The sequence below is a fragment of the Chryseobacterium lathyri genome (genome assembly GCF_003290185.1).
Lineage (GTDB): Bacteria > Bacteroidota > Bacteroidia > Flavobacteriales > Weeksellaceae > Chryseobacterium > Chryseobacterium lathyri.
The window spans coordinates 96,345-120,925 of the sequence record NZ_QNFY01000013.1 but is presented as its reverse complement, the minus strand read 5'-3'; the positions used below and the strand labels follow the sequence as shown (position 1 = coordinate 120,925).

The following is a 24,581-nucleotide window of genomic DNA, read 5'->3' as shown; positions in this document are numbered from 1 at the left end:
AAAGTATTATGAAAAATTCAGCCCAAAGCACAGGGGTACAGATACCCGATAATATAGCACAGATTGCCCTAATGGTCAGAAAAGACTGGAAAAACGTCTATTTCGGGGCAGTGCCTTATTTGGATGCCATGCGCTCACTAAATAGCGTAAACGACAATTATTACGAAGATTCGGCAAGTCTGGTAATCAACTATTTCCTTGCAAATGCAACAACTTGGCGCGGAGAGGTTGCAAGGGCTGTAAAAGCCAAATTAAAACAGCTTGTAGCAAGCGCAAACTAATCTTTAAACCTTCAAAAATTTAACATCATGGCAACAACGCAAATAGATATAACAGAAGCAAGTGTATATGTGGGAACATATGCCAAATATAATGACGGTTCAATTTTCGGAAAATGGTTAAAACTGTCAGATTATGCCGATAGGGGCGAGTTTTACGAAGCCTGTGCCCAGTTGCACAGTGACGAGGAAGACCCCGAATATATGTTTCAGGATTATGAAAACATCCCGAAAGGCTTGATCGGTGAATCGTGGATCAGCGAAAATATTTTTGAAGTATTGGAAGCCTTAAACAATCTGGACGAAAACACCTTGGAAGCCTTTCTAATTTGGTGTGACAACGATCATAAGGATTTGTCAAGTAGTGATGTTTCCGAACTATTGGAGGATTTTGAGAACGACTATGTTGGGCAATACGACAGTGACGAGGATTTTGCGAGGGAATTGATTGACCAGCGCGAAGACCTCAGCGATTTTTCAAAGCAATACTTCGACTATGCATCCTACGCAAACGATCTTTTCTGCGGAAGCTATTGGAGCGAGGACGGACACGTATTCTATAACTAATCATTAACCACAGGCGACTGTGAAAGCAGTCGCCTTTAAATTAAAAAAATGGTACTGGAAACATTCAAAATAACACTTAAACATGATAGAGGTTTTTTCAAGGTCAAAGTAACCTCACTCAGCGTAGAGCAGGGAGCAATTCAGCAGGTAATGGCCTGTGAAAGATGTCCAATAGGGGCAATAATCAGGATTAAAAAAATCGGTCAGAAATCAATCATTTAAAATATACCGCAATGAATATTGGCGTAATAACCTATAAAAAGTACGACGAAAATGTGCTACTGAATGCACATTTCAATGTAGATGAATTATTCAGGATCATCCTGCACGACAAAGATTTTGTACGCTTTGAAATCTTCAACAGGGAGAAAAAATTACTGGCATCCACCTATTACCCAAATGTTGACGGAAAGGGGCTGTATATCCATCCGGTCAAGGTGTTCAGGGACGAGGAACTTAAATGGATAGATTATTACGCATTTAGGTCGCCTTCCACAATTAGGCATTATAAAGTGACTTGGAAAGTAGACGGTGCGGTTTTCGGAACAAGGAAAAAAGCCACTGAATACGCAAATCTTGTCAATAAAAGGGTCTCTTGCAGAATTGAACCTTTCATTGATCGAAGCACTTACCGCAGGTCGCAGAACTGAATTTTACACATCAAAATTTATCAAAATGAAACCATTGGACGAAATGAACAATACAGAAAGAGCGTATGTACTAGCCCGATTATTTCCTAAAGATTTAAAAGACCTTATCAGCTTTGTTCAAAAGGAGATAAGCCATTTTCGGGAAAAACAGGAGGATATTAAACTGGCTTGGCCACCCCAATGCCTGATAACAGCGAATTATTGGTACAGCCTGATCACAGAAATTGAAAAGGTGATCGAAAAGCTCAATGTTCAGCTTCACAGAAACCCGAAAATATTTTCCGAACATCTTTTTTGGGGACACAATTCCATTTTTATGATACACTGCCTTGTGCGCTTTATCGGGTGTGAAAACCCCCACCATAGTCTGAAACTGGCAATAGAACTGCTGTTCGGAGAGAAAGAAGTAGTCTCCATTGAATTTACGGAACAAACGGAAGATTAAAGTTTAACCACAGGTGACTGTGAAAAGTCACCTGGAAATACAAAAAAAATGACACAGGCAGAATTAAAAGATAATTTCAGAGCACTCCTGACCATAAACCCACCCTTAAAGGAAATCGAAGAACTTTTCTATAAGGCTGTGAATAGTGGCGCACTGGATTTTGAAGACGAACAGCAGGACAGTTATAGGACTGCGAAGATTATTTATCATGCCATTCTTTGTACGATGGCGGCACAATGGTTTCCGCTCGCAAAAGAAAACTGGCAGGAAACCGAAAACCTTAAAAAATTCTTGTAATCATGGCAAACTGGTGTAATAATACGGTTGTCTTCGTGGGATCGACCGAAGCAATCCAGCAGATAACAACGCTATTTAATACAATAGCTGAAATGGGACAGAAACCGGAAAATCAAAAACTACCCGATTTCCTAGCAGATACAGACGAACATTTCTTTTACTATATCAGCCATAACGCGGACGGTAAAATCGAATATGAAACGAAATGGACACCCAATATAGAAGCTGTGTTACAGATTGCACAGCTTTATAAGGTGGATTTTGTACTGGACTATCAGGAAGTAGGCAATTGTATATTCGGAAGGGCAACTTATTCTAAGGGTATTTTTAATAACATCTATTTAGATCCCCATGATTTTGGTTGGTTCTAATATCGATCAATCTAAAATTTATTTAAAATGAAAATCACGGATTTAAACGGTTTTGAGATCACAGTAACCGACTTGAATAAAGCTATCGAGCAGGCGGAAAATTTTAAGGACTTGCACCATGTTCCGCCTGTCCCTTACGATAAAGTGAGGCAGGAATACTGGAATGACATATACAACAAACTTTTGGAACTAAAATCAAAATTGGATCATGAGCAACCTAGCAGATAAAACAGAATATCGGGCATTATCCATCATAGCCCGAATGGTTAAGGATTTTGAACGTTTGCACTGCCTGAATATGACGGCATCGGACGATTGGGATGCCACAGGAGCAAGGAATCTTTTGGAAGGTATCATACAGAGCAACGGCTACAAGATAAATTATGACCGTGAAGGTAAAGGCAATAGACCGCTTCTCAAAGATGACAGCATCCCAAAGGCAAAACATAATTATACACGCTAATTTTTTACAACATGGAAAAAGATAATAGGTTTATGGACTATCTCTTCAATGAGTTTCTGGAAATAGAACGGCGCATCGGAAAAAGTCAGTCACATCGGTTTTTGTCCATTATTTCTAACTATATCCAGTGGGGGTTCAAGTATGATAATCCTGAAAAGGCACAGCAATATGCTTGTATGACGTATTCAAGTATTTTACACGCCATTTATAACTGGAAAACACATTTACTTGATCTTAAAGAAGAACACGGGCGGGATGCAAAAAAAAATGTGAAAAAGTATATAAAAAGACTAAGATACCTGAAATATTCGGAGGATGAAATTGCGAATCTTCTCATTGAAAAGTATAAGCTAAATAACCCTTCCGAAATTATCTCACCATACGATCAATTATAAATAAATCAATAATCTTAAACTACAATATTATGGAAGCGAATTTTTTTAAGCAGATAGCAAAAATGGACTTGCAAAGCAAATTAACGCTAACGGTTGCCAAAGCTACAGAAGATAAAATAGTTGTGTCTATTTTGGTTCAGAATGACGGCTGTGGAGATAAAGCAAAAAACATTATCCCACCCCTTAACCTGAAAGGAACGGCAGAAGAACTGGATGCTGAATTTTTCTCACATATCAAAAAACCAGTTGAATCCGCTTCGGGGCTTATGTCCAATATGGAAACTTTTATGAAGCAGATGGAGGAAGCCAAAAAACAGTCTGCAATGGAAAAGGAAAAAGCTGATAAAACGAAAAAAGAGAAGGAAGCCAAGAACAAGAAGTACATCGATGCTATGGCAAAAGCCGAAGCACTGGAAAATGAAGGAAAATTTAAGGAAGCATGGACAGCACTGCCTAAAGCTTCCGAATATCCCGAACATGCTGAAACAATCGGTCAGAAACAGGATTTATATCAATCCCATTTTGCACCTGACCTTTTTGCAAGACCGCAGAGCGAAACTGATGAGCCTATAGACCAAATGAATGTTTAACAATAAAATTGAAAGATCATGTTATTAGCACTTGAACTAGCGAGAGTATTTGTACTCATGGACAAAGGATTGAAAATAATTCTTGACGACCCCGAACCACGTTGGAGCGTGGATGCAGTGATGAATTTTTATGCAAATACCTATCCCAGTTTGACAACTTCAAAAGTTTCTGCACCTGTAATTAAGGATGATTCTGTGGTATATACTTTTGAAAGTGTTATGGGTACGAAAGGATAAAACCGAAAATTTTAAAACAATGAACAATGCGAAAACAGATCATATCGGGAACAATACAAATACCCGAAAAAGAAAGAGAAACCAAAATGCACCGCAGGATTGCGGAGTTCGCCAGTTGGATGCAAAAACCGAAGGATGCGCAGGAAATTTTCAAAGACAAAAGGAAATGCGTTCCAATAGCCATGTTGCCAATGGTTTACTAAACTGCACATTTCTGCCAAAATTCAGGCAGACAGAAATGAATCAGGTAAATGAAACATCTGTTAAACTTGAAAGTGACTTTTTTCAGTCACTTTCAAGACTGGCAGAACACTACAAAATTGAACCATTTGTACAGTCCGAACAATTCAGATTTCCCTACAATATCAATCTTGCCCTTTCTGACATAAAGGGGAAATTAAAAAAGAATGTGCTGAACTGGGATAGTGTTAGATTCAATAAAGAAAATGACAAGTTTTATCTGGTTTCCGAAGAACGCTATGATACAGGTGCTACGCTCTTTTATATTCCTGTTATTCCACTTTTCAGAATGCTCGGTGACAAAAAGAGAAAAAAGGCAGCCCACCTTTTGTTGTCTGTGTTTTCCTATCTCTACCACATTGCTGATATACCTTATTACAGACAGGAAGGTAGCTATTTATATTATGAGTACGAGATGCTGAAAGACTGGATACTGGATGATCCCTACGAAGAAGATGAAGAGGATGAAGACCACCGATTAAGTGAAATCGATTATGCGGAATGGGTCGGGGATAAAATTGAACAGAAAATTTACAACCGTGAAAACCTCGTTTTTTTCGATCAGCGAATTGTTCGGTTTAAACCAAAAGATGATTTTGATACGGGCTGTTTGATGTTGGCCCGCAAAACACTGGCAATTTATCGGGAATATCCCGATGCCAGTATTTTTCGCAATGCCAGCAGTATGTTCGATGAGGATGAAGAATATTTGGAAGATCAGATCATTCCGATGGAAAAATATATTTCATTTTACGCGGACAATAAAGGTTGGCTCGCAGGAACCATATTTGAATCCGTCAATAACCAGTTTCAGGAGTATAGCGAAACGCAGGAACCTGCCCTAATCAAATGTTTTGACGGACAGGAAATTGAAAGCAAAGACCTTTCATTTGAGAAAAGGCTTTTTGACCTATTGCATGACATTACTGATTTAATTTATGACTATAGACAATTGAGCAATGAACAACAATAACATAGATATTACACCCGATTTTGATAAACTCTATTATCCGAAATGTGCATTGGTGCTTTACCAGTCACAGGGGCTTGACCCTGACGTTTATGTTGAACATTTTGATATGGACGTTGACGGAAACCCAATAAACGCCCATCCGCTAACGGTGATGGAAGCCGATCATTTGGCTAAAGCCCTAATGGTTGAACATGAAAAAGAAAGTGCATTTTTAAAACCAAAAACTGTCCTGCCAGGCAATGTTTTAAGTCTTGATCCGAATACGGAAAAAGGAACAGTAATATGGCACACAAAAGCTACGCAAAAAGAACTGTTTTTTGTCGAAAGTCTGGGCATTCCAAACGGTAAAGCACATGTGCCACCTATGCTGTGGAAGGCTAGTAAATCCAGTCTTACGGTATTTGCACTTAAAAGCAACAGAAGGCCAACACTAAAAACACAGCTTTTCCATTGTCCTTATTTCAATATCTACGCAGATGGGAAAGTTTGCTTAGGGACAATAAAAATCGATATTAAAAATTCTACTTCGGTAGAGGAATTTATAAAAGCATGGGAACACTATTTTTTCCACAGTTATTTTAGCCATGCGCTTGTTACAGGTGGACAGAGCGGGGAAAATCTCGTGACACTCTGGAAAAGATTGATAGAACAGGAAACTGTTTTTCCTACGGAGGTACTACTACCCCATAAATTAACCCTCAAAAATATATTGTTATGAATGCCAAAAAAACAAATGTACATTATACAGACAATTACCTGTTAGCCCCAACTAATCCGATCAGCGTGAACCTCATAGGAGCAGGGGGGACAGGTTCAAAAGTGCTTACTGGACTGATGGAAATAAATGAAAGTTTATTGGCACTCGGACATACAGGACTGCAGGTCAGGTTATGGGATGACGATATTGTTACCTCCGCAAATTTGGGCAGACAGCGTTTTTTTGAATGTGAAGTCGGATTGCCAAAGTCCGTTGCGCTAATTAACCGTATCAACCGCTGTACAGGTGCGAATTGGAAAGCGGAAAACCTTAAATTTGAAAAGGACAAGTTTGGAAATATCCCAAAACAGTCAGTCGCAACAATTACGATTACCTGTGTTGATACAGTACAGGCGAGATTTGGAGTTGCCGATATACTTACAGAAATTAATGGACAGCGAAACCGTGTTCGGGATTCTCCGAAATATTGGATGGACTATGGAAATAGTAAACAGACTGGACAGGTAATTCTTTCCACGGTGGGCAATATCACTCAGCCGGAATCCGAAAAATACAATCCTGTAGCCAATATGCCGTTTGTTACCGAAGAATATGGTGACCTTCTTTTACAGTCTGAAAAGGACGATAATACGCCAAGTTGTTCACTTGCCGAAGCATTGGAACAGCAGGATTTATTTATCAATGCTTCACTGGCGCAAATGGGATGTAAATTATTGTGGAGCATGTTCCGTTACGGAATGACCAAATACAGAGGATGTTTTCACAATCTTGAAGATTTCAGAACAAGCCCGATATTGATCGATTGATCCAATCGGGCAAAAAGACATTTCCATAGCTGGAAACGTCTTTTTGCGTAAAGCGAGATGTCCGCTTTGAATGCCCACCGCATATGCACCTTGCTGGGCAATATGTAGCATGACTTCTTTTCTTTTTGGATAGACGACCAAAGAAAAGAAGCAAAAGAAGGTCGTATTATTAAAAAATGAGTTTTAATATTTCTAAATTTTAGTTTTCGTTTTCATTTCCATTGTAATACTCATCCTCCCATTTCAAAATACTTCTCAAGTATTCCCAAGCTTTATCAAGCACAGAATTTTCATCAAATTCAAGTCTTTCGCAATTATTTTTTACGAAAACACCCGTATATCGAAACTCATTATACATGAAATCTTTGTGCTTATTTATAAAATTATAGGGTTCACGGTTGTTCATTAAAACAAATTCGATTAATGATTCACTTAATAAATGATAAACCCATGTACGTTCATCCGGTACAGTTAAAGCAAACGAACGTTCATCTTCCGTCAGGAAACTTCCAGTGCTATCATAATCCTTTAAAGGCTTCTCACACAATAGAAATTCAGGTTGGTCGATTTCAAAACTTTCCATATTAATCATTTCTGGCAATTCTATAATTAAAACACTGCAATTTAATATTTCTTTTGAATTATGATGTTAGCTTGGAAAGATCTGATTTGATTTCATTGAACATCCTGATAATAGTTTCATTATCCAGCTCACTACTGTTCCTATCAAATTCTTCAGTTGCTATACTGCATCTGAATTCCCATATTTCTAGCAGATTCTCTTTTGCGATTTCATATGATTGATAGAATTTATTATCTGCTGAAACTTTTATTTTGGATGATGACTGATCTTCAAGTCTTTTGTAGGTGATTCCTTCACGCGTTATAAAAATATAGGTTTTCCCTACTTTAAGATCACTAAGAGATTCAATATATTGGCCAATAATAAAATTTCCATCTTTGTACGGTGGCATAGAATCGCCTTCTACCGGAAATGCTCTATATTTTCCATGATTGAGAAATGGAAGGGACATCGTCTGCAGGTTCTCAATATAGTCCGGATCGGAATAGCCTACTAAATAACCCATTGAAGCTTTGAAAGGAACGACTTCAATTTTATTTTCGCCTTTGCTATCCGTTTTGATTGGTAATAAAATCCTATTATCAGATAGTTTTAAAAGCTCTTCCAATTTATATTTCCGTAGATCTATTGAAATCAACAAATCCACACTTACCTTATAATAACGAGATATTTTAAGCAGAATGTCTATCGGGGGATCACTGGCGCCATCTTCATATTTGCTATACCTCCCCCTGGTAATAAGGAGCGCGTCCGCAACAGATTGCTGGGATGCATTGAGTTCGTTCCTCAGAAAACGCAGATTTTCAGCGAGTAATAACATTGCTATAATTTATAGCAACAAATTTAGTGTGTTTTGCTAAAAATCATAGCAATTTTGTAAAAGAATTTTAATTTTATGGAGCGTGCTATCGTACATATGGATTTGGATACATTTTTCGTATCCTGTGAGAGACTGGTCAACTCAGAGTTGAACGGTGTTCCTCTCATTATTGGAGGTGGAGATAGAGGGGTCGTTTCGTCCTGTTCCTATGAAGCAAGGAAATTTGGTGTAAGGTCGGCAATGCCTATGAAAATGGCATTGCGTCTTTGTCCACAAGCTAAAGTGGTAAAAGGGGATATGGAGCTTTATTCTAAGATGTCTCACACAGTTACCGAGGTGATCGAGGAAAGCGCACCGCTGATGGAGAAAGCATCAATAGATGAATTTTATCTTGATTTGACGGGTATGGATAAATTTTTCGGCGCGTACAAATGGACAAATGAACTTGGGGCAAAGATTGAAAAAGAGACTGGCCTTCCGATCAGCTATGCATTGTCAGTCAATAAAACAGTTAGCAAAATTGGTACGGGCGAATCAAAGCCTCACGGTCATCGGGAAATACCACCAGTTGGTGTTCATTCCTTCTTGAACCCATTGTCGATAAAAAAGATGCCAATGGTAGGGAATGCAACATTTCAGCTCTTTTCAAGAGTAGGAATCAGAACCATTGGTACTTTAGCTGAAATGCCTGTAGAGGTCTTGCAGCAGATGATCGGTAAAAATGGTGCTGATCTCTGGAAGAAAGCTAATGGTATTGATGAGACACCTGTGATACCGTATTCAGAGAGAAAATCGATCTCCAAGGAAAGGACTTTTAGCAGCGACACAATGGACATCGCTGAGGTTAAAGGTCTGATATCTGGAATGGCGGAGCAACTTGCCCATCAGCTTCGTCACGAGAAATGGTTGACGGCAACTGTTGTGATTAAAATTAGATATTCCAACTTCGATACGGAGTCTAAACAATGTAGGGTTTCATATACATCTTCTGATCATACGCTAGCAAGGGTTGCACTGGAACTTTTCGATAAAATCTACACAAGACGTATGCGTCTTCGTCTGGTAGGATTACGTTTTACCGATCTCGTTCATGGCAGTTATCAAATGAATTTATTTGAAGATAATGCAGAGCTTATCAGTCTCTACCAAGCGATGGATAATATCAAGAACCGGTTTGGAAGCTCTGCCGTTGGCCGAGCTGTAGGATTTGACTTTTTACGTTAGAGCGCGAAACTATGTTTTTAAACTGCCATTCATACCATAGCCTTCGATATGGGACATTATCAATAGATGACCTTATTTCCCAAGCTTCCTCATTGGGAGTAAAAGAGCTTGTTTTGACGGATATAAATACGGTTACCGGAATTTATGAATTCAAGAAAAAATGCGAACAACAGGGAATTAAACCAATGGTAGGAGTAGAGGTACGAAAAAACAACACCCTACTCTACATATCCATCGCCAAGGAATTTATCGGATTAGAAGAAGTGAACAGAATGTTGACATCGGCTAATTGTGATGGTCTCGAATTACCGTTGCAGCCGCAATTACAGGATAATTTCATCATTTATCCTTTAACCAATATCCCAGAAATCCTGAATGAAAATGAATTTATAGGCATTCGTGAAGAGGAACTAAATCTCTTGATCCGGCCACAGTATAAAAAACTTATTATCAAAATGGTTATACTCCACCCGATCACCTTCAGTACTAAAAAAGAGTATAATCTCCATCGGATTCTCAGAGCAATTGATAACAATGAATTGCTTTCTAAAGTACCGGAAAGTGAAGTGTGTTCCAAGAAAGAATATTTTCGGCCGCCGCAAGAAATTTTGGATGCCTACAGGAATTACCCACAAATCATCCACAATACCAATTCATTACTTTCGCAGTGTAGTTTTGACTTTGCTTTTGAAACTCCACGGAACAGAAAATTTTACACAGGCTCAAAGAAGGATGATTTGCAGCTTTTAACAAGGTTGGCTTTCGCAGGGTTAGAAAGGCGATATGGAAGAAACCATGAAGCTGCAACAAAACGAGTTGAAAAAGAATTGAAAGTTATCGATGAACTGAACTTTAGCGGTTATTTTCTAATTACCTGGGATATTGTACGATACAGCAACAGTATGGGATTTATGCACGTCGGTCGTGGAAGCGGTGCTAATTCCATTGTTGCATATTGTCTTGGTATAACAGATATTTGTCCGATTGAGCTTGATCTTTACTTTGAACGTTTTCTAAATCTGAACAGAAAAAGTCCTCCGGATTTTGATATAGATTGGTCATGGCAAGAACGAGACATCATTCTTGACTATATATTTAATCGTTACGGAAAAGAGTATGTAGCGTTTTGTGGGACAAATGTAGAATTTAAGTACCGTTCGATCATCCGTGAAGTTGGAAAGGCCTTTGGTTTACCCAAAGAGGAGCTGGACGAATTAAGCAAATATCCCGAAAGAGTATTTCGCGATGCTATCGTAAAACAGGTGCAGAAGTATGGAAAATTATTAGAGAAATTTCCAAACCAACGCTCCATGCACTCTTGTGGTATCATTATTTCTGAGGAACCCCTGACGAATTTTACAGCACTAGAAATGCCACCTAAAGGCTTTCCGATCGTGCAGTGGGACATGCATGTCGCAGAAGAGATAGGTTTTGAAAAGTTTGATATTCTATCACAACGCGGGCTGGGTGCGATTAATGATACTGTCCGGCTTCTGGAAGAAAAAAGGGGGATCACCGTTAATATCAAAGACACTACCATTTCAAAAGATGAGGCAAAATGCAATGAATATTTAAGCCAAGGTAGAACAATAGGCTGCTTTTATATCGAATCCCCCGCTATGCGTGGTCTTCTCAGACGACTGAAATGTGATAATTACAAAGTATTGGTTGCAGCATCATCAATCATTAGGCCCGGAGTTGCACAATCGGGTATGATGCGGGAATATATTTTTAGACACAACAATCCAGACAAGTTCGAATATTTCCATAAAGTTTTTGAAGAGCAACTCGGAGAGACCTATGGCATCATGGTATACCAAGAAGATGTCATCAAGATTGCGCTTCATTATGGTGGGGTTTCCGCTGCTGATGGGGATATACTGAGACGTGCAATGAGCGGAAAAGGGAGATCACTTTCGGCCTTGCAAAAGGTTAAGGACGATTTTTTTATATCTTGCAAGCAACAAGGACACCCAGAAGCACTGAGTGCAGAGATCTACCGGCAGATCGAATCTTTTGCAGGATATTCATTCTGTAAGGCGCATTCGGCGTCTTACGCTGTGGAAAGTTACCAGAGCTTATACCTAAAGGTTTATTATCCATTGGAGTTCATGGTATCCGCTATCAATAACATGGGTGGATTTTATAGAACCGAGGTGTACATCCACGAAGCGAAGATGTCCGGAGGGAAAATCCTTAATCCCTGCGTGAATAAAAGTGAATATGAAACTACCATCTATGGTGATGAAATCTATCTCGGACTGATGCTCCTAGAAAAAGTCGAGTCAAAACTTGCCCAATTAATCCCGCAGGAACGACGCGCGAATGGAGAGTATAGGTCGATGGAAGATTTTATAAAACGAATTCCGATTGGCATTGAAACTTTACAGACATTAATCTTTATTGGAGCTTTTCGATTTAGTTGTGTTCCGAAAAATGAACTTCTATTGAAGGCAAGAGTTCTACTTGGATACTTTAAGCCTGAGCGTAGATTTGAAGCTTTGTTTGAAGAGCCAGTAAAGGAGTTTAAATTTCCAGAATTAAAACGAAATGTATTTGAGGATGCGTTTGACGAAATCGAGATTTTGAGCTTTCCGGTATCGTGCACGCCTTTTGATTTGCTACAAACAAAGTACAGAGGAACAGTAATGGCAAAAGATTTGACTACCTACCACAAGAAAGAAGTGAAGATGCTTGCGTATCTGATTTCAAGAAAACATGTACCCACAAAAAGGGGAACTATGTATTTTGGAACCTGGATAGATGTTGAGGGGAATTACTTTGACACCGCCCATTTTCCTGATTGCCTTGAAAAGTTTCCTTTTCAAGGAGGAGGCTGTTATCTACTTTTGGGGATAGTGGAGGTTGATTTCCATTTCCCTACGATTACCATCACCAAAATGGCAAAGATGCCATTTATGGCTGATCTAAGATATGCTCACGATGAAGAGAAACGGTTTGAGACACAGGAGCGAATTAAAGAAGATGTCAGTATGACTTTTCGAGCACCTTATCCTCAGGAGCATGAGATTGGGCTTCCGAGAAAAAAAGCTTAGCTACCCATTATCTATATCTCCCATTATAATTAAATTCATTAAGCATTAAAATTTAAGTGATATTATCTAAATTAAAACTTATCGGAAAAATATTCTTTGAAATTACCCAAAAGTGTAGTTTTTAGAAGTGATTATTGGTTAGATTGATATTTTAATTAACTTAGAAGTGAATTGTAGACAATATTAATCTAAACTAATAATCACTATGAAAGTATTTAAATACCTTTTACTTTTTGTTGCCTCTTTGGGCATTCTTTCATGTCAACAGGAGGACATGTCGATTAACAAAAATGATAAATACGGCGTTACTGTAAATGATGCCAGAAAACTGGCAGATCTCGCATCCCAGATATCCATATCTGGATCGAAACAGGCGAGCGGAAATAACAGAGAATTAAAAGAACGACAAATCAAGGAAGTTCTTGCTTATCCCAATGCGAATACACCCGCATTTTATATAATCAATTATGTGGACAATAACGGGTTTATTCTTTTGGCAGCAGATAAAAGATCAGTACCTGTTCTTGCATCATCTGCCCGAGGTAATTTTATCTTAAACGATAGGTCAAGTCCAGAGCTGAAAAATTGGGTAGATCTTACAGTGGTTTACATTCAAAATATTGAAAATGATAAAACAAATAGGGCCACCAATACTTCGAATATGAATCCGCTATGGGACGGACCATGCCCTGATGCCGTATTTAGGGGGATCGATCCGGAGTTTGGGATAAATACCGTTTGTGAGGTTGAGCCTTGTAATTATCAGAATATTGTTATTGCACCCAAAATAAATTCAACCTGGGGACAAGGTGTAGGTTATAATGATCAATTAGCTAACATGTCCTGCATAAACTATAGCAACGGAAAGCCACCGGTAGGTTGCGTTGCGACAGCAATGGGACAAGTTATGAAGTACCACAATTATCCATCACAGTATAACTGGAACGCTATGCCGCTTACCTCAGCCTCAAGTGAAACTGCAAAATTAATGAAGAACATTGGCGATGCAGTCGACATGGATTGGACTTGTAACGGATCAGGTGCGAATACTCAAGATGACGTTGCTAAAGCATTTAAAAATAATTTTGGTTACAGTTCGGCAAAATATATGGATTTTAATGCAGATAAAATGTTGACGGAATTACAGGCAGGCAGAGTTGTAATTATGAGAGGTGGGGAGAATGTAAATGGAACCTATACAAATGGTCATGCCTGGGTCGTTGAGGGTGCACAATTGAACTGGTCTTGTAATTGGGATTGGGAAACCGGACAGATAATAGCCGCTTATGGCTACATATATGGTTATATGAACTGGGGCTGGAACGGTATTGATAATGGTTATTATCAGACAAATTATCTAACCAACTCAAATGGTTCTTTTAACTATAAACAAGGAATGGTATACGATATTCGTCCATAATTTTACTTAAATTAGAAGATATGAAATTAATATGTTTGGTAGCTGTTTTCTTAACATTCGCTTCATGTAAGAAAACAGAAGGAAACGGAGGATCGGTAGTTGTCGAGCAGTCTTTAAAGGTTTCTTTTGTCAACAAGGACAAGAAAGACATTCTAAAAGCACTTGGCGATGCATCTATCTCCAAAATGAGGCTGTATTATCTTATTAATGGTAAAAAAAATTTGTACCACGATCCAAAGTTAAGTGATCCATATGGAATAAAATTGATTGTTCCGAATGACCAAGCAAAACCATACCAATTACAACTGGTGCTAAATAACATTGGAACTATTGGTGAAGGTGTTACTTCTACCACCTATTTAGCTTGGGAAGATGGCCGGGAAGATACAGTCGTTGGAACTTTTTTTAATGACGCAAATAACCGCATACTTACCAAATTCAAATTCAATGGTGTTGAAGGCGGACTAGAAGAAAAAGAAGGTATCGTAATCGTACGAGAATAAGTTCGTAAGAACTGCTTATAAATCACTGAAAATGGTTGTATACAATAAAAAAAGCTGTCTCTTTTAAGACAGCTTTTTTCTCTCGGCCTACCTTATCACCTTATGAAAAGGTCATCTTACTTTTTGTAAAATGATCCTTTAAGATAACCAAGTACTATGAACTATTTTTTAATACGAAAAATGGCATATTAGAACTTTACCACGAATCAAAATTTTCAAGATCCTCAACGACCTTAACCTGTGGAAAGTCCTTTTCAACATCACTACTCTCAACCTTTTTGAAGGAAATTTTATCTTCATTTTTTTCGTATAGATAAAGACCCTTTTCTGTGTTAAAGAATAAGCAGGTTTCATTTTCATCCTCATCCTCTATAAAGCTCAAAAGAAAAGTATTCGTAGGCGAAAGATCATTCTGTTCAGCAACAGAACGAACATCGTCCCATTCGTTTCTTAGTAATTCAGTTAGTTCTTTGACCTCCTGCTTATATAAATCTATAGATACCATAAGTTTCTTTTATCTAAAGAGTAACATACGAAAAGACGGGATTTGTTTACTACCAACTCATAAAACCAAAGTCATTTGGTATTTGCCAATTTGGTTTATCAAAAGCAGATTTAATTATTTCTACACACTGGTCATAATCGCATTCTTTCTGAAAGGAGCCCCGTTTCTGCGGATCGGGAATATCCGCCATCCATAGATTATCATCGTTCCAATCAAATTGAATTATTTTATCATTGGTCTTAAAGCCAATAAAGCTTCCTTTTTCTTCCGATAGATTATAGAAAGTTTCTAATGCATTTTCTAAAGTCATTTCACGGGCTTCACTAGATTCAATTCCTTCGTCTGAGGATGAATCATAATAGAATGTCCTAATCATAATAAATTTAATTTTTTAATAATTTTATCTTTCGAACCAATTATGTTTCCTGAAATCTCTCCTGAAATTGGGTCTTCTTTTAGACCATATTTTATCTTTGTCAGATCCTGAAGTACAACAACGATTATAGCAATCAGCTGTTCATTTGATTCTGACTTTAACTTTTCATAAAGGAAAGGTAGTATCATGTCTTTAGCAGCTGGAATCCTAAAATATATCTGACGCATTGCAGTGATCAGAAAACATTTAAGATCCAGTTCTTTTTCCGTTAAAAAATGATTTTGTAAAATACTTATCATGTCTGTATCTCCTAACCATCCAATTGCGATAATAGCCTTATACCTTAGATCATAACTATTGCTGTCCAAATATGGAGTTATATCGCTGAGATATTTCTTAACGCCGGATAATCCTAATAGATGAATTACATTTGATTTTTTTGTTGTATCGTTTTCATTTTTAAGTTTTTCTCTTAAAAAATTCAAACCAGCTTCGCCTCTTTTTAAAAAACCTTTTCCTAGAATTCCTTTTAGATCTTTATTTTGACTGTCTTGGAATAACTGATAATGTTTTTCCATCCCTTCATGGGAGGTATCTAACAATAGTTGGTTTAGAAAGTCATTATGTACTTTGAAACTATCGGTTTCATTAGCCTTTTGATAGTTCAAATCTATATTATCATTCATTTTGCTATGTTTATGAAATGTGAAATTCAATCTTTAATTTCGCCTCACACTTAAACAAAAATAAAACTATCCATGTGACCGTATTTACTACACCAGAAGTCAGCCCATAAATGAAATGCTTTCTCAGTAGAGACTTGTTTTAGCCGCTGTAATCTTTCTCCAACCTCGTTAGGATTAAAGCCAGGTCCATTTATTGTAAGCCAAGCTTTGTCATATTCTTTTTTTACCATGTAATATTCAAATAATTCTTTCTTTTCAATATCCGGTTTAAGCCAATCAGGAATATTATCTAGGGGCTGATATTTAGGTTTCCTATTAAAAAATGAAAATCCTCTATTTTTGATATTGTATCCAATCCATTCTTTTTGAAAGATTTCAAAGAAAGAAGCTTGTAATATATTTCTTTCAATAATGACTACTTCATTGCTAGGATGACTACCGTTATAGTTATTTTTATTGTAGATGCAGTTTAATGGCTGATTCTCAATGAAAATTGGAAGATAACAATCAGTGTTATTAGTTTCCCTTTCACTAACTTCATAAAATTTAGATAAAGCTTCCTCTGAAATCTGCAATTTTTTAGCAAGACTTAGAAATTCATCAGTCATCACATAATTGAATTGATCAATAAATTGTTCAAATAACATTCCTTCAATAAACTGTTCAGAGCTTCTGGCAGACTCACCTATTAGAAAACCGCTTCCAAAATCTATATATCCAAATGTATATTCTCGCTCACAAAACCAATGCTTAATAATTCCCTCTGCTACTGGAGTGGAATTATAATCAATTATGATCGGAATAAATAAAGGAGGAAAGGGAAAGTCTGCTTTATCATTTTTAGATGTAGTTCCATAATACTCCCGACCGCTATATTCACTAAAGGGTCTTATTGTTCCCATAGAAATCTCAGTTATTCTGGGATCTGAACAAATTTCATTTAAAATTTCTTTCATTCTTTAATTTCGCCTTACACTTATATGAATATAAAACTATCCATATCTCCATACTTTTCACACCAAAAGTCCGTCCATAAATGATAGGCTTTCTCATTGGTGAATTCTTTCAGGCGGTATAGTCTTTCGCCAACTTCTTTGGGAGTAAAGCCAATACCATTAATTGTGAACCAGGCTTTGTCGTACTCTCCGGTAACAATATACTTTTCAAATAGCTCTTTTTTATTTGTATTGACTAAAAGCCATTCGGGAATATCGTCGATTGATTTATATTTTGGATCTTTTTTAAAAAAGGAAAAACCTGACTTATCCTTATTATACCCGATCCATTCTTTGTGAAAGATTTCAAAATAACAAGACTTTGGAACATTGCTTAAAATTATCCGATTATCGTTAGAGGGAAATTCACCATCATAAATTTCATTTTCTTTTAGACATGAAAGTGGTCTATTTGCATTGATTACCGATATACTACATTCTGGATTTTCTTGATGGCTCTGATTTGCTTGTTGAAATTCTAAAAAATCCTGATTACTCAACCCCATGAGTGCCGCACATTTTTCTAGTCTTTCGGTAACAATACAATCCTCGCTGTTTACGAATTCGTTAAACAACAATCGCGAAAACAGTTGTTTCTCGTTTCTGGCAATTTCACTTGTTTGAAACCCATATCCATCTGTCATGTCTCCAAAACTAATTTTTCTGTCTGAAAACCAGTGTTTAACAATTCCCACATGATAATGGTCTGCGTCATAACTATACATAAAAGGTATGAGAAACGGTGGATGAGCAAATGAGCCTGTATTTGTTTCTTCAATATAAAACTTAAACATGCTATACTCATCAATAATCGGAATTTCACCTTTATACAATGATTTAAGTTCCTTTCCTAAATTTAATTCATTTAATATATTTTCCAACATAGAATAACAACACTTAAACAAAAATAAAACTATCCATATCTCCATATCTATCACACCAGAAGTCAGCCCATAAATGGTAAGCCTTCTCATCTGAAAATTCCTTTAAGCGTTGAAGTCTTTCTCCAACTTCAATTGGATTAAAACCGGGACCATTTATGATAAGCCAAGCTTTATTAAATTCACCTGAACTGATATATTTCTCAAACGATTCTTTTTTGTCAGTTTCTGGCTTTAACCATTCCGGAATATTATCTAACGCTTTGTACTTTGATTCTTTCTTAAGAAATGAAAATATACTTTTCTCTGCATTATAGCCAATCCACTCTTTATGCGATATTTCAAAGAATGTGGCCTCAAAAAGGGCCTTTTGATTTAATATACTCTCTGCTGTTGGAAACGCTCCTTTATATTCACTGACATTATTGACAAACATCCATAATGGTTTATGTTCTTTATAAGAATTGAGCAACTGAGCCCGCTGTGTCGAATTTAATCTTGAAATTCTTTTTATCTCTTCAAAACTATAATTAGTTCTTAGTTGATTCAACACAGTATACTTTTTACTATCGCTAATATCATTATCTTCAATTGAATCTATGAAATATTCAAAAACTAGATTATCAATAAATTGATCTGCCGTTCTAGCAATTTCTGCATTCAAAAATTGTTCAGAGAACTCCATGTAGGTAAATGAGTATTCTCTTCCTGTAAACCATTGTTTAGTAATTCCATAAGAAATTGGTGTAGCGTCATAATTAATAATTATCGGAAGAAAAAGCGGTGGATAAGCATGGTTTTTCTTTAAATTAACTTCATTCAAGCCGTAATACTCCCAACCACTATACTCCCTGAAAACACTAATATTACCAAGACACAGTTTCTGTACCCTGTCATCAATTCCCAATAAATCAAGTAGCTCTTTCATTTTTTAATCATTATCGTTGTCGTCAATTGGACGTGGTTTATATTCATATAGTGGTTTCTCATGTTTTGGGCTTACAGGTGTATTGTACGGATGTGGCCCTGTACTTGTAGTCCTGTGAATATCTCTATGTTGATCTGTTGTCGCCGTTTTCGGTTCAGTAGGATATAAATTCTTTGGATCTGTTGCATGATCGGAATATTTTTCAATAGGCCAGTTATTATGATGAATAGGACCTTCAGGAAATTCCACATTATCTCGCCTAGCTATTTTTTTAAACTCATCTCTAACAGCATCAAAAGCTTTTCGTTCATAAGATGGGCTTTTGTTATCATTTGGGTCAATTTTCCCTCGGCGTCCATTTTCATAATTTCTCAAATGTTCACCTGCTCTAGTGTCCGAGTTTCGTAAATTTTCCTTTGCTTGTTCCCATAAAGCACGCCAAACAGGATTATCATACAGTGATTGCAATCCAAATCTGGCCTCTAAAGTAACACGCTCAAAAAGCTTACCATTTTTCAATGCATTAACTGTCTGCGCTCCCTGTTTGTAAATTCCAACCGCCATATTTGGATTTGTCTTCGCACTTTCAACCATCGCTCTTTGCCCAACAAGTGATAGTCCTGCATAATAAAAATCCTGCCAATTCAACGGTTGTGGATTTGCGCCAGTTGCTTTTTGGTATATCTGAATGAAAGGTTGCTCAAACATAGTTAAACCTGAAATAACTTCGTCACCTGTTTCGCTTAGATTTTTACCATTTCTTAATATCCCCTCGAAGCCTACTTGATCTACAACAGCAATTCCCCTTGCGGAAACATTCAAAAAAGCAAAATTGAGCAAGGCTGTAGACATCGTTGGTGTCGCTGTTCCTGCGAAAGCGCCAAACCCTGCCGATCCAAGTTTACCCAGCATAGCACCTTCTAAAACTGCCCAGCCTGTGTTTCTTGCGGTGTAGATCATAGCCTGCCAGGTACTTGTAATTCCTTCTGCATAAGTAATCGTGCCACCTATAATGCAAGTCATTTGGCATTTTGAAGTTAAAGAATAGGCATCTCTACGACCATATGCATTTAACGTGGAGTAACCTACCCACTTCCTGAAAGGAGCAGCCAAACCTCCACAAAGTGCAGCACTCGCTGCCACAGCGACGGCAGCTAATACAACCAATGCTGCACCTCCCGTAACAATGCCAGCTGCCGCTATTGCCGCAGCTATGACCACTGTCCAACGACAACAGAAATCTCCCATCTGTTGTGTTGCAGTATCATCTTTTACTAAATAATAGAATTTATCTTTTGTCCCGTGGTTTGTTTGTGTCGGGTACATCTTTGCCGGAGCAAGACCAGAAGAACAGGTAAAATACATATCACTGGTTAATGCGACGTAGCCGGTTTGTCCTGATTCACTCATACTGTTTAATTTTATAATGAACTTCACCTCCAAATTTATCATTGATCGCCTCAGAAAAATTCACTTCCCCATCAACAATAAAGCCACTCAATAGGTCTATATTATATTGTGCGTTATACAGAGAAATAGGTTTTAAAGCGTCAAAATCCGAAATAGGAAATCCGCCATATAAATCTTTCAGATGATTCTCTGCCACTATATTCGGATATCCATCAACCTTGATATTATAGATATTATCCTTATCCGGACTTTTGTTCCCGTCGTACCCCAAGGCAAAAGGAATTAAACCTGACCTAAATAAATTAGGAATATTTTTTTTTATCCTTCCAAAAAAATCCCTGCCATAAATATTATTTAAATATATGTCAAAAAATTCCATAGCCTTTACCATTGCATCGACACCGCCAACTTTTTCAAAAGCTTCATCTTGGATTTTAAACAACTCAACCAATGAGGTATTTGCCTTATTGTATTCAATTGTCTCAGCCTTTACATCTTCCCATCGTTCCTTTATCTGTTCCAAATTTTTAACCTGCAGAAGAGTACCTTGCTTATCTACGGTAAAAGTGATTTCATTGAGAGCCTTTTGTAATTGGCTGACAACTTTATGAATTTCTATGTATCCCATGTTGTCCGCTTTGACCATACGGTGATCAAGCGTAATAAGTTCAAAAGTATAATCGTGGGAGCCTATTTCTTTAAGTGTAAGCATCCACCTTAATTCCACTTCTGTTTCACTCACCATCCCATTTAGAAGCATATTGCTAATTATGTTGACGAGATATTTCTTATTACTTAAGGTCTTAAAATTTATATATTCCATTCAGATAACCTTAATTAATAAATACGTTTCCACCACTCCAGGAACCTTCACCAGTAATTTCTATTTTTGCTCCGTTCACCTTGATTCCTGCCGTTGAGATTTCAAGACTGTTGTCACCAACTTTCAGGGTTAGCTTTTCCAGCGAGCTTAAATCAATGACACCATCTTTTCCCATTGTAAGCACACTTTGACCATTTCCAACATCTGTTTTGTGGGTATCTCCAACAGTTACCGTATTTTTTTCACCCACAGAAACTGATTTATTCTTGGTAGCATTGGTGTTCGCATTCCCAGCACCATCAAATTTCATGTTCGCACCACCTTGATCTGTCAGGAAAACAGATCCTTCACCGTCATTCAATTCTAGCTTATTTCCACTTCTGCTACTCAGACTTTTGATATTATTTCCTTCTCCTCCTCCGGCGCCAATCCCTCCGTGATACATTCCTCCCATAACAAAAGGACGATCAGGATGCAGATGGACATAATTGACAATTACCTGGTCTCCAACTTCTGGTATGGACATAAATCCCCGGTTTTTTCCAACTTTATCGCTGCTTCCAGCATCTGGTGACATAACGCGGATAAATTCCGTAGTATCCTGACCTTTTTGCCAGTCCAACTGTACCTGTACTCTTCCCTGATTTAATGGATCGGTATTGGATGTTACTTTTGCAAACTGTGGCTCCGCTAATGGATTGATATATTCTGGTCTTGGAAGAAAGCCCGTATCGGAGGCAATTGCTTTAAATGATCCTTCATAATAGCCTCTGGCATCCACCTCATGAAGAGCTTCAATAACCATTAATTTCGTAAAGAAAGTCGTCTCATTGGAATCCGGTTTACGCATTTCTATATCAGTTATGCATCCTGGATAAAGAAATGGCAAACTTGTTTTTCCAGAGGTGACGAGTACCTCAGCGGCTTTGCTCCCTGCTGTACCTCTTTGGGAAGCATCAATATCCATAAAAGATATCGCTTTGATAGGAGCAACACGTAAAGAAGGTGTTTGAAAAGTGCGTTCTGAAATCTCATAAGCACGTTTTGCAATGTCTGAAGTATGTGTGATTTTTGAATTGCTTCCGATAAACTTTTCATCTTTACTACTATTGTAGCCATAAAAAGTTGGTTTAACATGCTGTGCCTTCATTTTGATCTTTACATCACTCAAATTGCTTCCATAAACCAATTTTATTGGTTTCTCTTGGGGTGGCAATTTACCAAAATGAAGAATCTCGCCATCATAAAAGAACTGCTCACCATAAGCTTCAGCAATTCTTGACAGGTAATTAAAATGTGTTTCCTCATATTGACAACTGTAAGAAATATTACCATGCTGAGCATCAACACGAAAATCAAATTTTCCTTGATCCAGGCCTTCTTTAATCACTTCATTTGCTACGCTGTTCAAACTTATCGGTTGCGAACCTCCGAAACTTTGTATATGTGGAGCTGCGTCTAATAGGATCGTTGGACTATAACCCTTAAAAACGATGTTTCCTAAACTTCCTTTTTCCTGACTAAAGCCAATCTGTGTAATAACACCTACAAAATTTCTCTCCGGGCTTTGATCCACGTCTTTATATTTAAAAACAACTGTGATTCTTTTCCCTAGAAAACTCTGTGCGTTTTCAAGATTATGGTTTTCAGGATCTCCCAATGCATCGTGGGCAAGAACCATTTCAAACTTATGATGGTTAGATGCCTTCTGTTTTAATCTAAAATGTTTAAAATGCTTAATTTGTTTACCTTCAACGTGAATGTCAAGTTTTACAACGCGGTTAATACCGGCAATTGCATTTTCCGGTATTGCCTGGGCATTGTAAATTTTTGAAGTTGGTTGATTGCTCCAGATCTTTTCGTTGGAAATTTCCGCCACATTAGGAGTTATCGGCTTATTGAACATCTGTTTTCCTGAACTTATAGCATCTTTGACTTTTACGGCATCGTTCGTCAGGTTTTCAACATTTACATTTTTTTTGAATTCGTTCTCATAATTCATCTTATCTGAATACTTTCCGGTATGGGAAAGATCCTTGTCTTCTTGAAACATGATAATAATTTTTTCGGTTGTGTTTAAATAATATATAATCCTTCTGGTAGGATTCTTTGAGGACAACTGTAAAGAAATAGGTGGCCCTGTTTCGTTTACATTGATTTCACTTGCTTATAATTATAGCAAAAACTATCGGAAATACCTCAACAAGAGGTGATTTGAAGATTAAATAAATGATTCATCAGCGGTTTTAAAAGGTTAATAATTAGTGACTTGGAAAGCCAATATATCACTATAAAAATTCATGACAAAATTTTACACCACCTTTTTGAGAAATTGTCGTAATTCTACGACCAGAGATATAAGGATATGATTATATGAAATTTTGGCTTTAAAAAAGCTTATTTCCGATAGGCTTCAATACTCATCTGACGTCTTTCCTGATCTTTTTTGAAAGTTTTTGCTGTCCATAAAAAACCAATACCCAAAATGATCAGAGCATACGCTATCCATTTGCCAAATCTTTCTGCTAAGGTTATAATGACGGATCGCTCATAACTGGAAAAGCCTTCAGCGCCTGCAGGACCACGACGGTAGAATTTACGCCTGTTTATCCAATAACGTAACGCCAGTCCAAGAATTAATGAGCTAATGCCCATAACTAATAACGGTGTCATATTCAGTGATTTGGTTTCTATAAAAATACAAAAAAATATTTTCTTCATAAGATATAACTTGGACAAAATGGGGTTGTTTCATTGTGAAACAACCCCATTTTCATTTCCCTAGCCGGATAATCCTGCAATCCTGATTTAATCTATAATCTGAATCCTCCTTTTTTCCGTTCCGGTTTCCGGTTCTTTTTCTGATCTGAAAGACTTTTGTCTTGTTTATCTTTTTGCTGAGTGACTGGGTTTTCTTTTTCAAAACGTCCGACATGCTCAGCAGTTTTGTCTTTTGGGTTATTTTTTTCATTACTGTTCTCCTTATTTTCAGTTTTTGTTAGTTCGTTCTCCACTTTGAGAGCATAATAAAAAGCTGTCATCTCCACATCGATTATATCTCCTTTTCTTACAAGTATGGTAGGATCTTTAATGCCTTCCAGCATAGCTTTATAAATCCATTTTACCAATAATTGAATCACAAAATCACGATCAGTGGTGTTTTCAAAGCAATATTCTGTTGCATCACAATTAGTCCGGAAAGTGAAAGTGATTTCAGGTCTTCAAGGGTGCATACTGCTATCCAATCACCATAGGCTAAATATTTGTCACCTTTATCAAGTGTTTTTTTAGATAGTCCACTGTGAGCAAATAATCGATTTCTGAAATCGTCATCGTTTAGT

32 protein-coding genes are annotated in these 24,581 nt (G+C 37.3%); 19 read left to right on the top strand and 13 right to left on the bottom strand.

The genetic code is table 11. The features are described from left to right. Window positions 1–8: 8 nt before the first annotated feature. The 15 genes from DRF61_RS17930 to DRF61_RS17870 are packed head-to-tail and all read left to right on the top strand — an operon-like array spanning window position 9 to window position 7,030. Window positions 9–281 (top strand): hypothetical protein, encoded by a 273-nt coding sequence (locus DRF61_RS17930; protein WP_111959565.1) that lies wholly within the window; start codon window positions 9–11, stop codon window positions 279–281. A gap of 27 nt (window positions 282–308) precedes the next feature. After that, entirely contained in the window at window positions 309–845 is a 537-nt protein-coding gene (locus DRF61_RS17925; protein ID WP_111959563.1) for an antirestriction protein ArdA, read from the top strand. Window positions 846–893: 48 nt separating this feature from the next. Further along, a complete protein-coding gene (locus tag DRF61_RS22700) occupies window positions 894–1,067 on the top strand; it encodes a hypothetical protein (protein ID WP_157963400.1) in 174 nt (57 codons plus the stop codon). Window positions 1,068–1,078: 11 nt separating this feature from the next. Then, window positions 1,079–1,495 (top strand): hypothetical protein, encoded by a 417-nt coding sequence (locus DRF61_RS17920; protein WP_111959560.1) that lies wholly within the window; start codon window positions 1,079–1,081, stop codon window positions 1,493–1,495. Between the two features lie 25 nt (window positions 1,496–1,520). Further along, window positions 1,521–1,940 (top strand): hypothetical protein, encoded by a 420-nt coding sequence (locus DRF61_RS17915; RefSeq protein ID WP_111959557.1) that lies wholly within the window; start codon window positions 1,521–1,523, stop codon window positions 1,938–1,940. 48 nt (window positions 1,941–1,988) lie between these two features. Continuing rightward, on the top strand, window positions 1,989–2,237 hold the full coding sequence (locus DRF61_RS17910) for an EF-hand domain-containing protein (RefSeq protein ID WP_111959554.1): 249 nt from the start codon (window positions 1,989–1,991) through the stop codon (window positions 2,235–2,237). A 2-nt stretch (window positions 2,238–2,239) separates the two neighbouring features. Continuing rightward, a complete protein-coding gene (locus tag DRF61_RS17905) occupies window positions 2,240–2,608 on the top strand; it encodes a DUF1281 family ferredoxin-like fold protein (protein WP_111959552.1) in 369 nt (122 codons plus the stop codon). A 27-nt stretch (window positions 2,609–2,635) separates the two neighbouring features. Continuing rightward, window positions 2,636–2,836: a 3-isopropylmalate dehydratase gene (locus DRF61_RS17900; protein ID WP_111959550.1), complete on the top strand. Its 201-nt coding sequence runs from the start codon at window positions 2,636–2,638 to the stop codon at window positions 2,834–2,836. Beyond that, window positions 2,817–3,071 carry a hypothetical protein gene (locus DRF61_RS22695; RefSeq protein ID WP_146896968.1) on the top strand — a complete coding sequence of 85 codons (255 nt, stop codon included), beginning with the start codon at window positions 2,817–2,819 and terminating at the stop codon, window positions 3,069–3,071. Before DRF61_RS17900 ends, DRF61_RS22695 begins: the two co-directional genes overlap by 20 nt. Window positions 3,072–3,082: 11 nt before the next feature. Next, window positions 3,083–3,466: a hypothetical protein gene (locus tag DRF61_RS17895; protein WP_111959548.1), complete on the top strand. Its 384-nt coding sequence runs from the start codon at window positions 3,083–3,085 to the stop codon at window positions 3,464–3,466. A 29-nt stretch (window positions 3,467–3,495) separates the two neighbouring features. After that, window positions 3,496–4,056, top strand: coding sequence for a PRTRC system protein E (locus DRF61_RS17890; RefSeq protein WP_111959546.1), 561 nt, complete (start codon window positions 3,496–3,498; stop codon window positions 4,054–4,056). An 18-nt stretch (window positions 4,057–4,074) separates the two neighbouring features. Continuing rightward, complete coding sequence (locus DRF61_RS17885) at window positions 4,075–4,293, top strand: PRTRC system protein C (protein ID WP_111959544.1); 219 nt, start codon at window positions 4,075–4,077, stop codon at window positions 4,291–4,293. A 19-nt stretch (window positions 4,294–4,312) separates the two neighbouring features. Beyond that, window positions 4,313–5,506 (top strand): hypothetical protein, encoded by a 1,194-nt coding sequence (locus DRF61_RS17880; RefSeq protein ID WP_111959542.1) that lies wholly within the window; start codon window positions 4,313–4,315, stop codon window positions 5,504–5,506. After that, the gene (locus DRF61_RS17875; RefSeq protein ID WP_111959540.1) at window positions 5,493–6,224 is read left to right on the top strand and encodes a PRTRC system protein B; all 732 of its coding nucleotides are present in this window, start codon (window positions 5,493–5,495) and stop codon (window positions 6,222–6,224) included. The genes DRF61_RS17880 and DRF61_RS17875 overlap by 14 nt, the downstream gene beginning before the upstream one ends. Then, window positions 6,221–7,030, top strand: coding sequence for a PRTRC system ThiF family protein (locus DRF61_RS17870; protein WP_111959538.1), 810 nt, complete (start codon window positions 6,221–6,223; stop codon window positions 7,028–7,030). Before DRF61_RS17875 ends, DRF61_RS17870 begins: the two co-directional genes overlap by 4 nt. A 199-nt stretch (window positions 7,031–7,229) precedes the next feature. Here DRF61_RS17870 and DRF61_RS17865 read toward each other — a convergent pair whose 3' ends face one another. Together DRF61_RS17865 and DRF61_RS17860 are read right to left on the bottom strand one after the other, a co-directional pair. Next, window positions 7,230–7,613: a hypothetical protein gene (locus DRF61_RS17865; RefSeq protein WP_146896965.1), complete on the bottom strand. Its 384-nt coding sequence runs from the start codon at window positions 7,611–7,613 to the stop codon at window positions 7,230–7,232. A gap of 58 nt (window positions 7,614–7,671) precedes the next feature. Continuing rightward, window positions 7,672–8,433: an XRE family transcriptional regulator gene (locus DRF61_RS17860; protein WP_111959534.1), complete on the bottom strand. Its 762-nt coding sequence runs from the start codon at window positions 8,431–8,433 to the stop codon at window positions 7,672–7,674. A 75-nt stretch (window positions 8,434–8,508) separates the two neighbouring features. Between DRF61_RS17860 and dinB the strand changes: the two genes are divergently transcribed. The 4 genes from dinB (at window position 8,509) to DRF61_RS17840 (ending at window position 14,636) form a co-directional block, all read left to right on the top strand. After that, window positions 8,509–9,657 (top strand): DNA polymerase IV, encoded by a 1,149-nt coding sequence (gene dinB, locus DRF61_RS17855; RefSeq protein ID WP_111959532.1) that lies wholly within the window; start codon window positions 8,509–8,511, stop codon window positions 9,655–9,657. A gap of 11 nt (window positions 9,658–9,668) precedes the next feature. Further along, on the top strand, window positions 9,669–12,713 hold the full coding sequence (locus tag DRF61_RS17850; protein ID WP_111959530.1) for a DNA polymerase III subunit alpha: 3,045 nt from the start codon (window positions 9,669–9,671) through the stop codon (window positions 12,711–12,713). Window positions 12,714–12,987: 274 nt separating this feature from the next. Next, window positions 12,988–14,133: a C10 family peptidase gene (locus DRF61_RS17845; protein WP_167409443.1), complete on the top strand. Its 1,146-nt coding sequence runs from the start codon at window positions 12,988–12,990 to the stop codon at window positions 14,131–14,133. Window positions 14,134–14,153: 20 nt separating this feature from the next. Further along, entirely contained in the window at window positions 14,154–14,636 is a 483-nt protein-coding gene (locus DRF61_RS17840; protein ID WP_111959526.1) for a hypothetical protein, read from the top strand. 196 nt (window positions 14,637–14,832) lie between these two features. On the opposite strand, the gene DRF61_RS17835 is transcribed toward DRF61_RS17840, so the two are convergent. From DRF61_RS17835 to DRF61_RS17785, 11 genes are all read right to left on the bottom strand, one after another. After that, window positions 14,833–15,141 (bottom strand): hypothetical protein, encoded by a 309-nt coding sequence (locus DRF61_RS17835; protein WP_111959524.1) that lies wholly within the window; start codon window positions 15,139–15,141, stop codon window positions 14,833–14,835. Window positions 15,142–15,190: 49 nt separating this feature from the next. Continuing rightward, window positions 15,191–15,517 carry a hypothetical protein gene (locus tag DRF61_RS17830; RefSeq protein WP_111959522.1) on the bottom strand — a complete coding sequence of 109 codons (327 nt, stop codon included), beginning with the start codon at window positions 15,515–15,517 and terminating at the stop codon, window positions 15,191–15,193. After that, a complete protein-coding gene (locus DRF61_RS17825; RefSeq protein ID WP_111959520.1) occupies window positions 15,514–16,203 on the bottom strand; it encodes a HEAT repeat domain-containing protein in 690 nt (229 codons plus the stop codon). The genes DRF61_RS17830 and DRF61_RS17825 overlap by 4 nt, the downstream gene beginning before the upstream one ends. A gap of 50 nt (window positions 16,204–16,253) precedes the next feature. Further along, entirely contained in the window at window positions 16,254–17,159 is a 906-nt protein-coding gene (locus tag DRF61_RS17820; protein WP_111959518.1) for a hypothetical protein, read from the bottom strand. 20 nt (window positions 17,160–17,179) lie between these two features. Further along, window positions 17,180–18,082, bottom strand: a complete 903-nt coding sequence (locus DRF61_RS17815; protein ID WP_146896962.1) for a hypothetical protein — start codon at window positions 18,080–18,082, stop codon at window positions 17,180–17,182. Between the two features lie 13 nt (window positions 18,083–18,095). Next, complete coding sequence (locus DRF61_RS17810) at window positions 18,096–19,007, bottom strand: hypothetical protein (RefSeq protein WP_111959514.1); 912 nt, start codon at window positions 19,005–19,007, stop codon at window positions 18,096–18,098. Window positions 19,008–19,010: 3 nt separating this feature from the next. Then, complete coding sequence (locus tag DRF61_RS17805) at window positions 19,011–20,417, bottom strand: hypothetical protein (protein WP_123902648.1); 1,407 nt, start codon at window positions 20,415–20,417, stop codon at window positions 19,011–19,013. Further along, the gene (locus DRF61_RS17800; RefSeq protein WP_111959510.1) at window positions 20,410–21,240 is read right to left on the bottom strand and encodes a hypothetical protein; all 831 of its coding nucleotides are present in this window, start codon (window positions 21,238–21,240) and stop codon (window positions 20,410–20,412) included. Before DRF61_RS17800 ends, DRF61_RS17805 begins: the two co-directional genes overlap by 8 nt. Window positions 21,241–21,250: 10 nt before the next feature. After that, window positions 21,251–23,293, bottom strand: coding sequence for a type VI secretion system Vgr family protein (locus DRF61_RS17795; protein ID WP_111959508.1), 2,043 nt, complete (start codon window positions 23,291–23,293; stop codon window positions 21,251–21,253). 344 nt (window positions 23,294–23,637) lie between these two features. After that, entirely contained in the window at window positions 23,638–23,961 is a 324-nt protein-coding gene (locus DRF61_RS17790) for a molybdenum ABC transporter permease (protein ID WP_307724876.1), read from the bottom strand. A 92-nt stretch (window positions 23,962–24,053) separates the two neighbouring features. Next, a complete protein-coding gene (locus DRF61_RS17785) occupies window positions 24,054–24,380 on the bottom strand; it encodes a hypothetical protein (protein ID WP_157963399.1) in 327 nt (108 codons plus the stop codon). Between the last annotated feature and the right edge of the window lie 201 nt (window positions 24,381–24,581).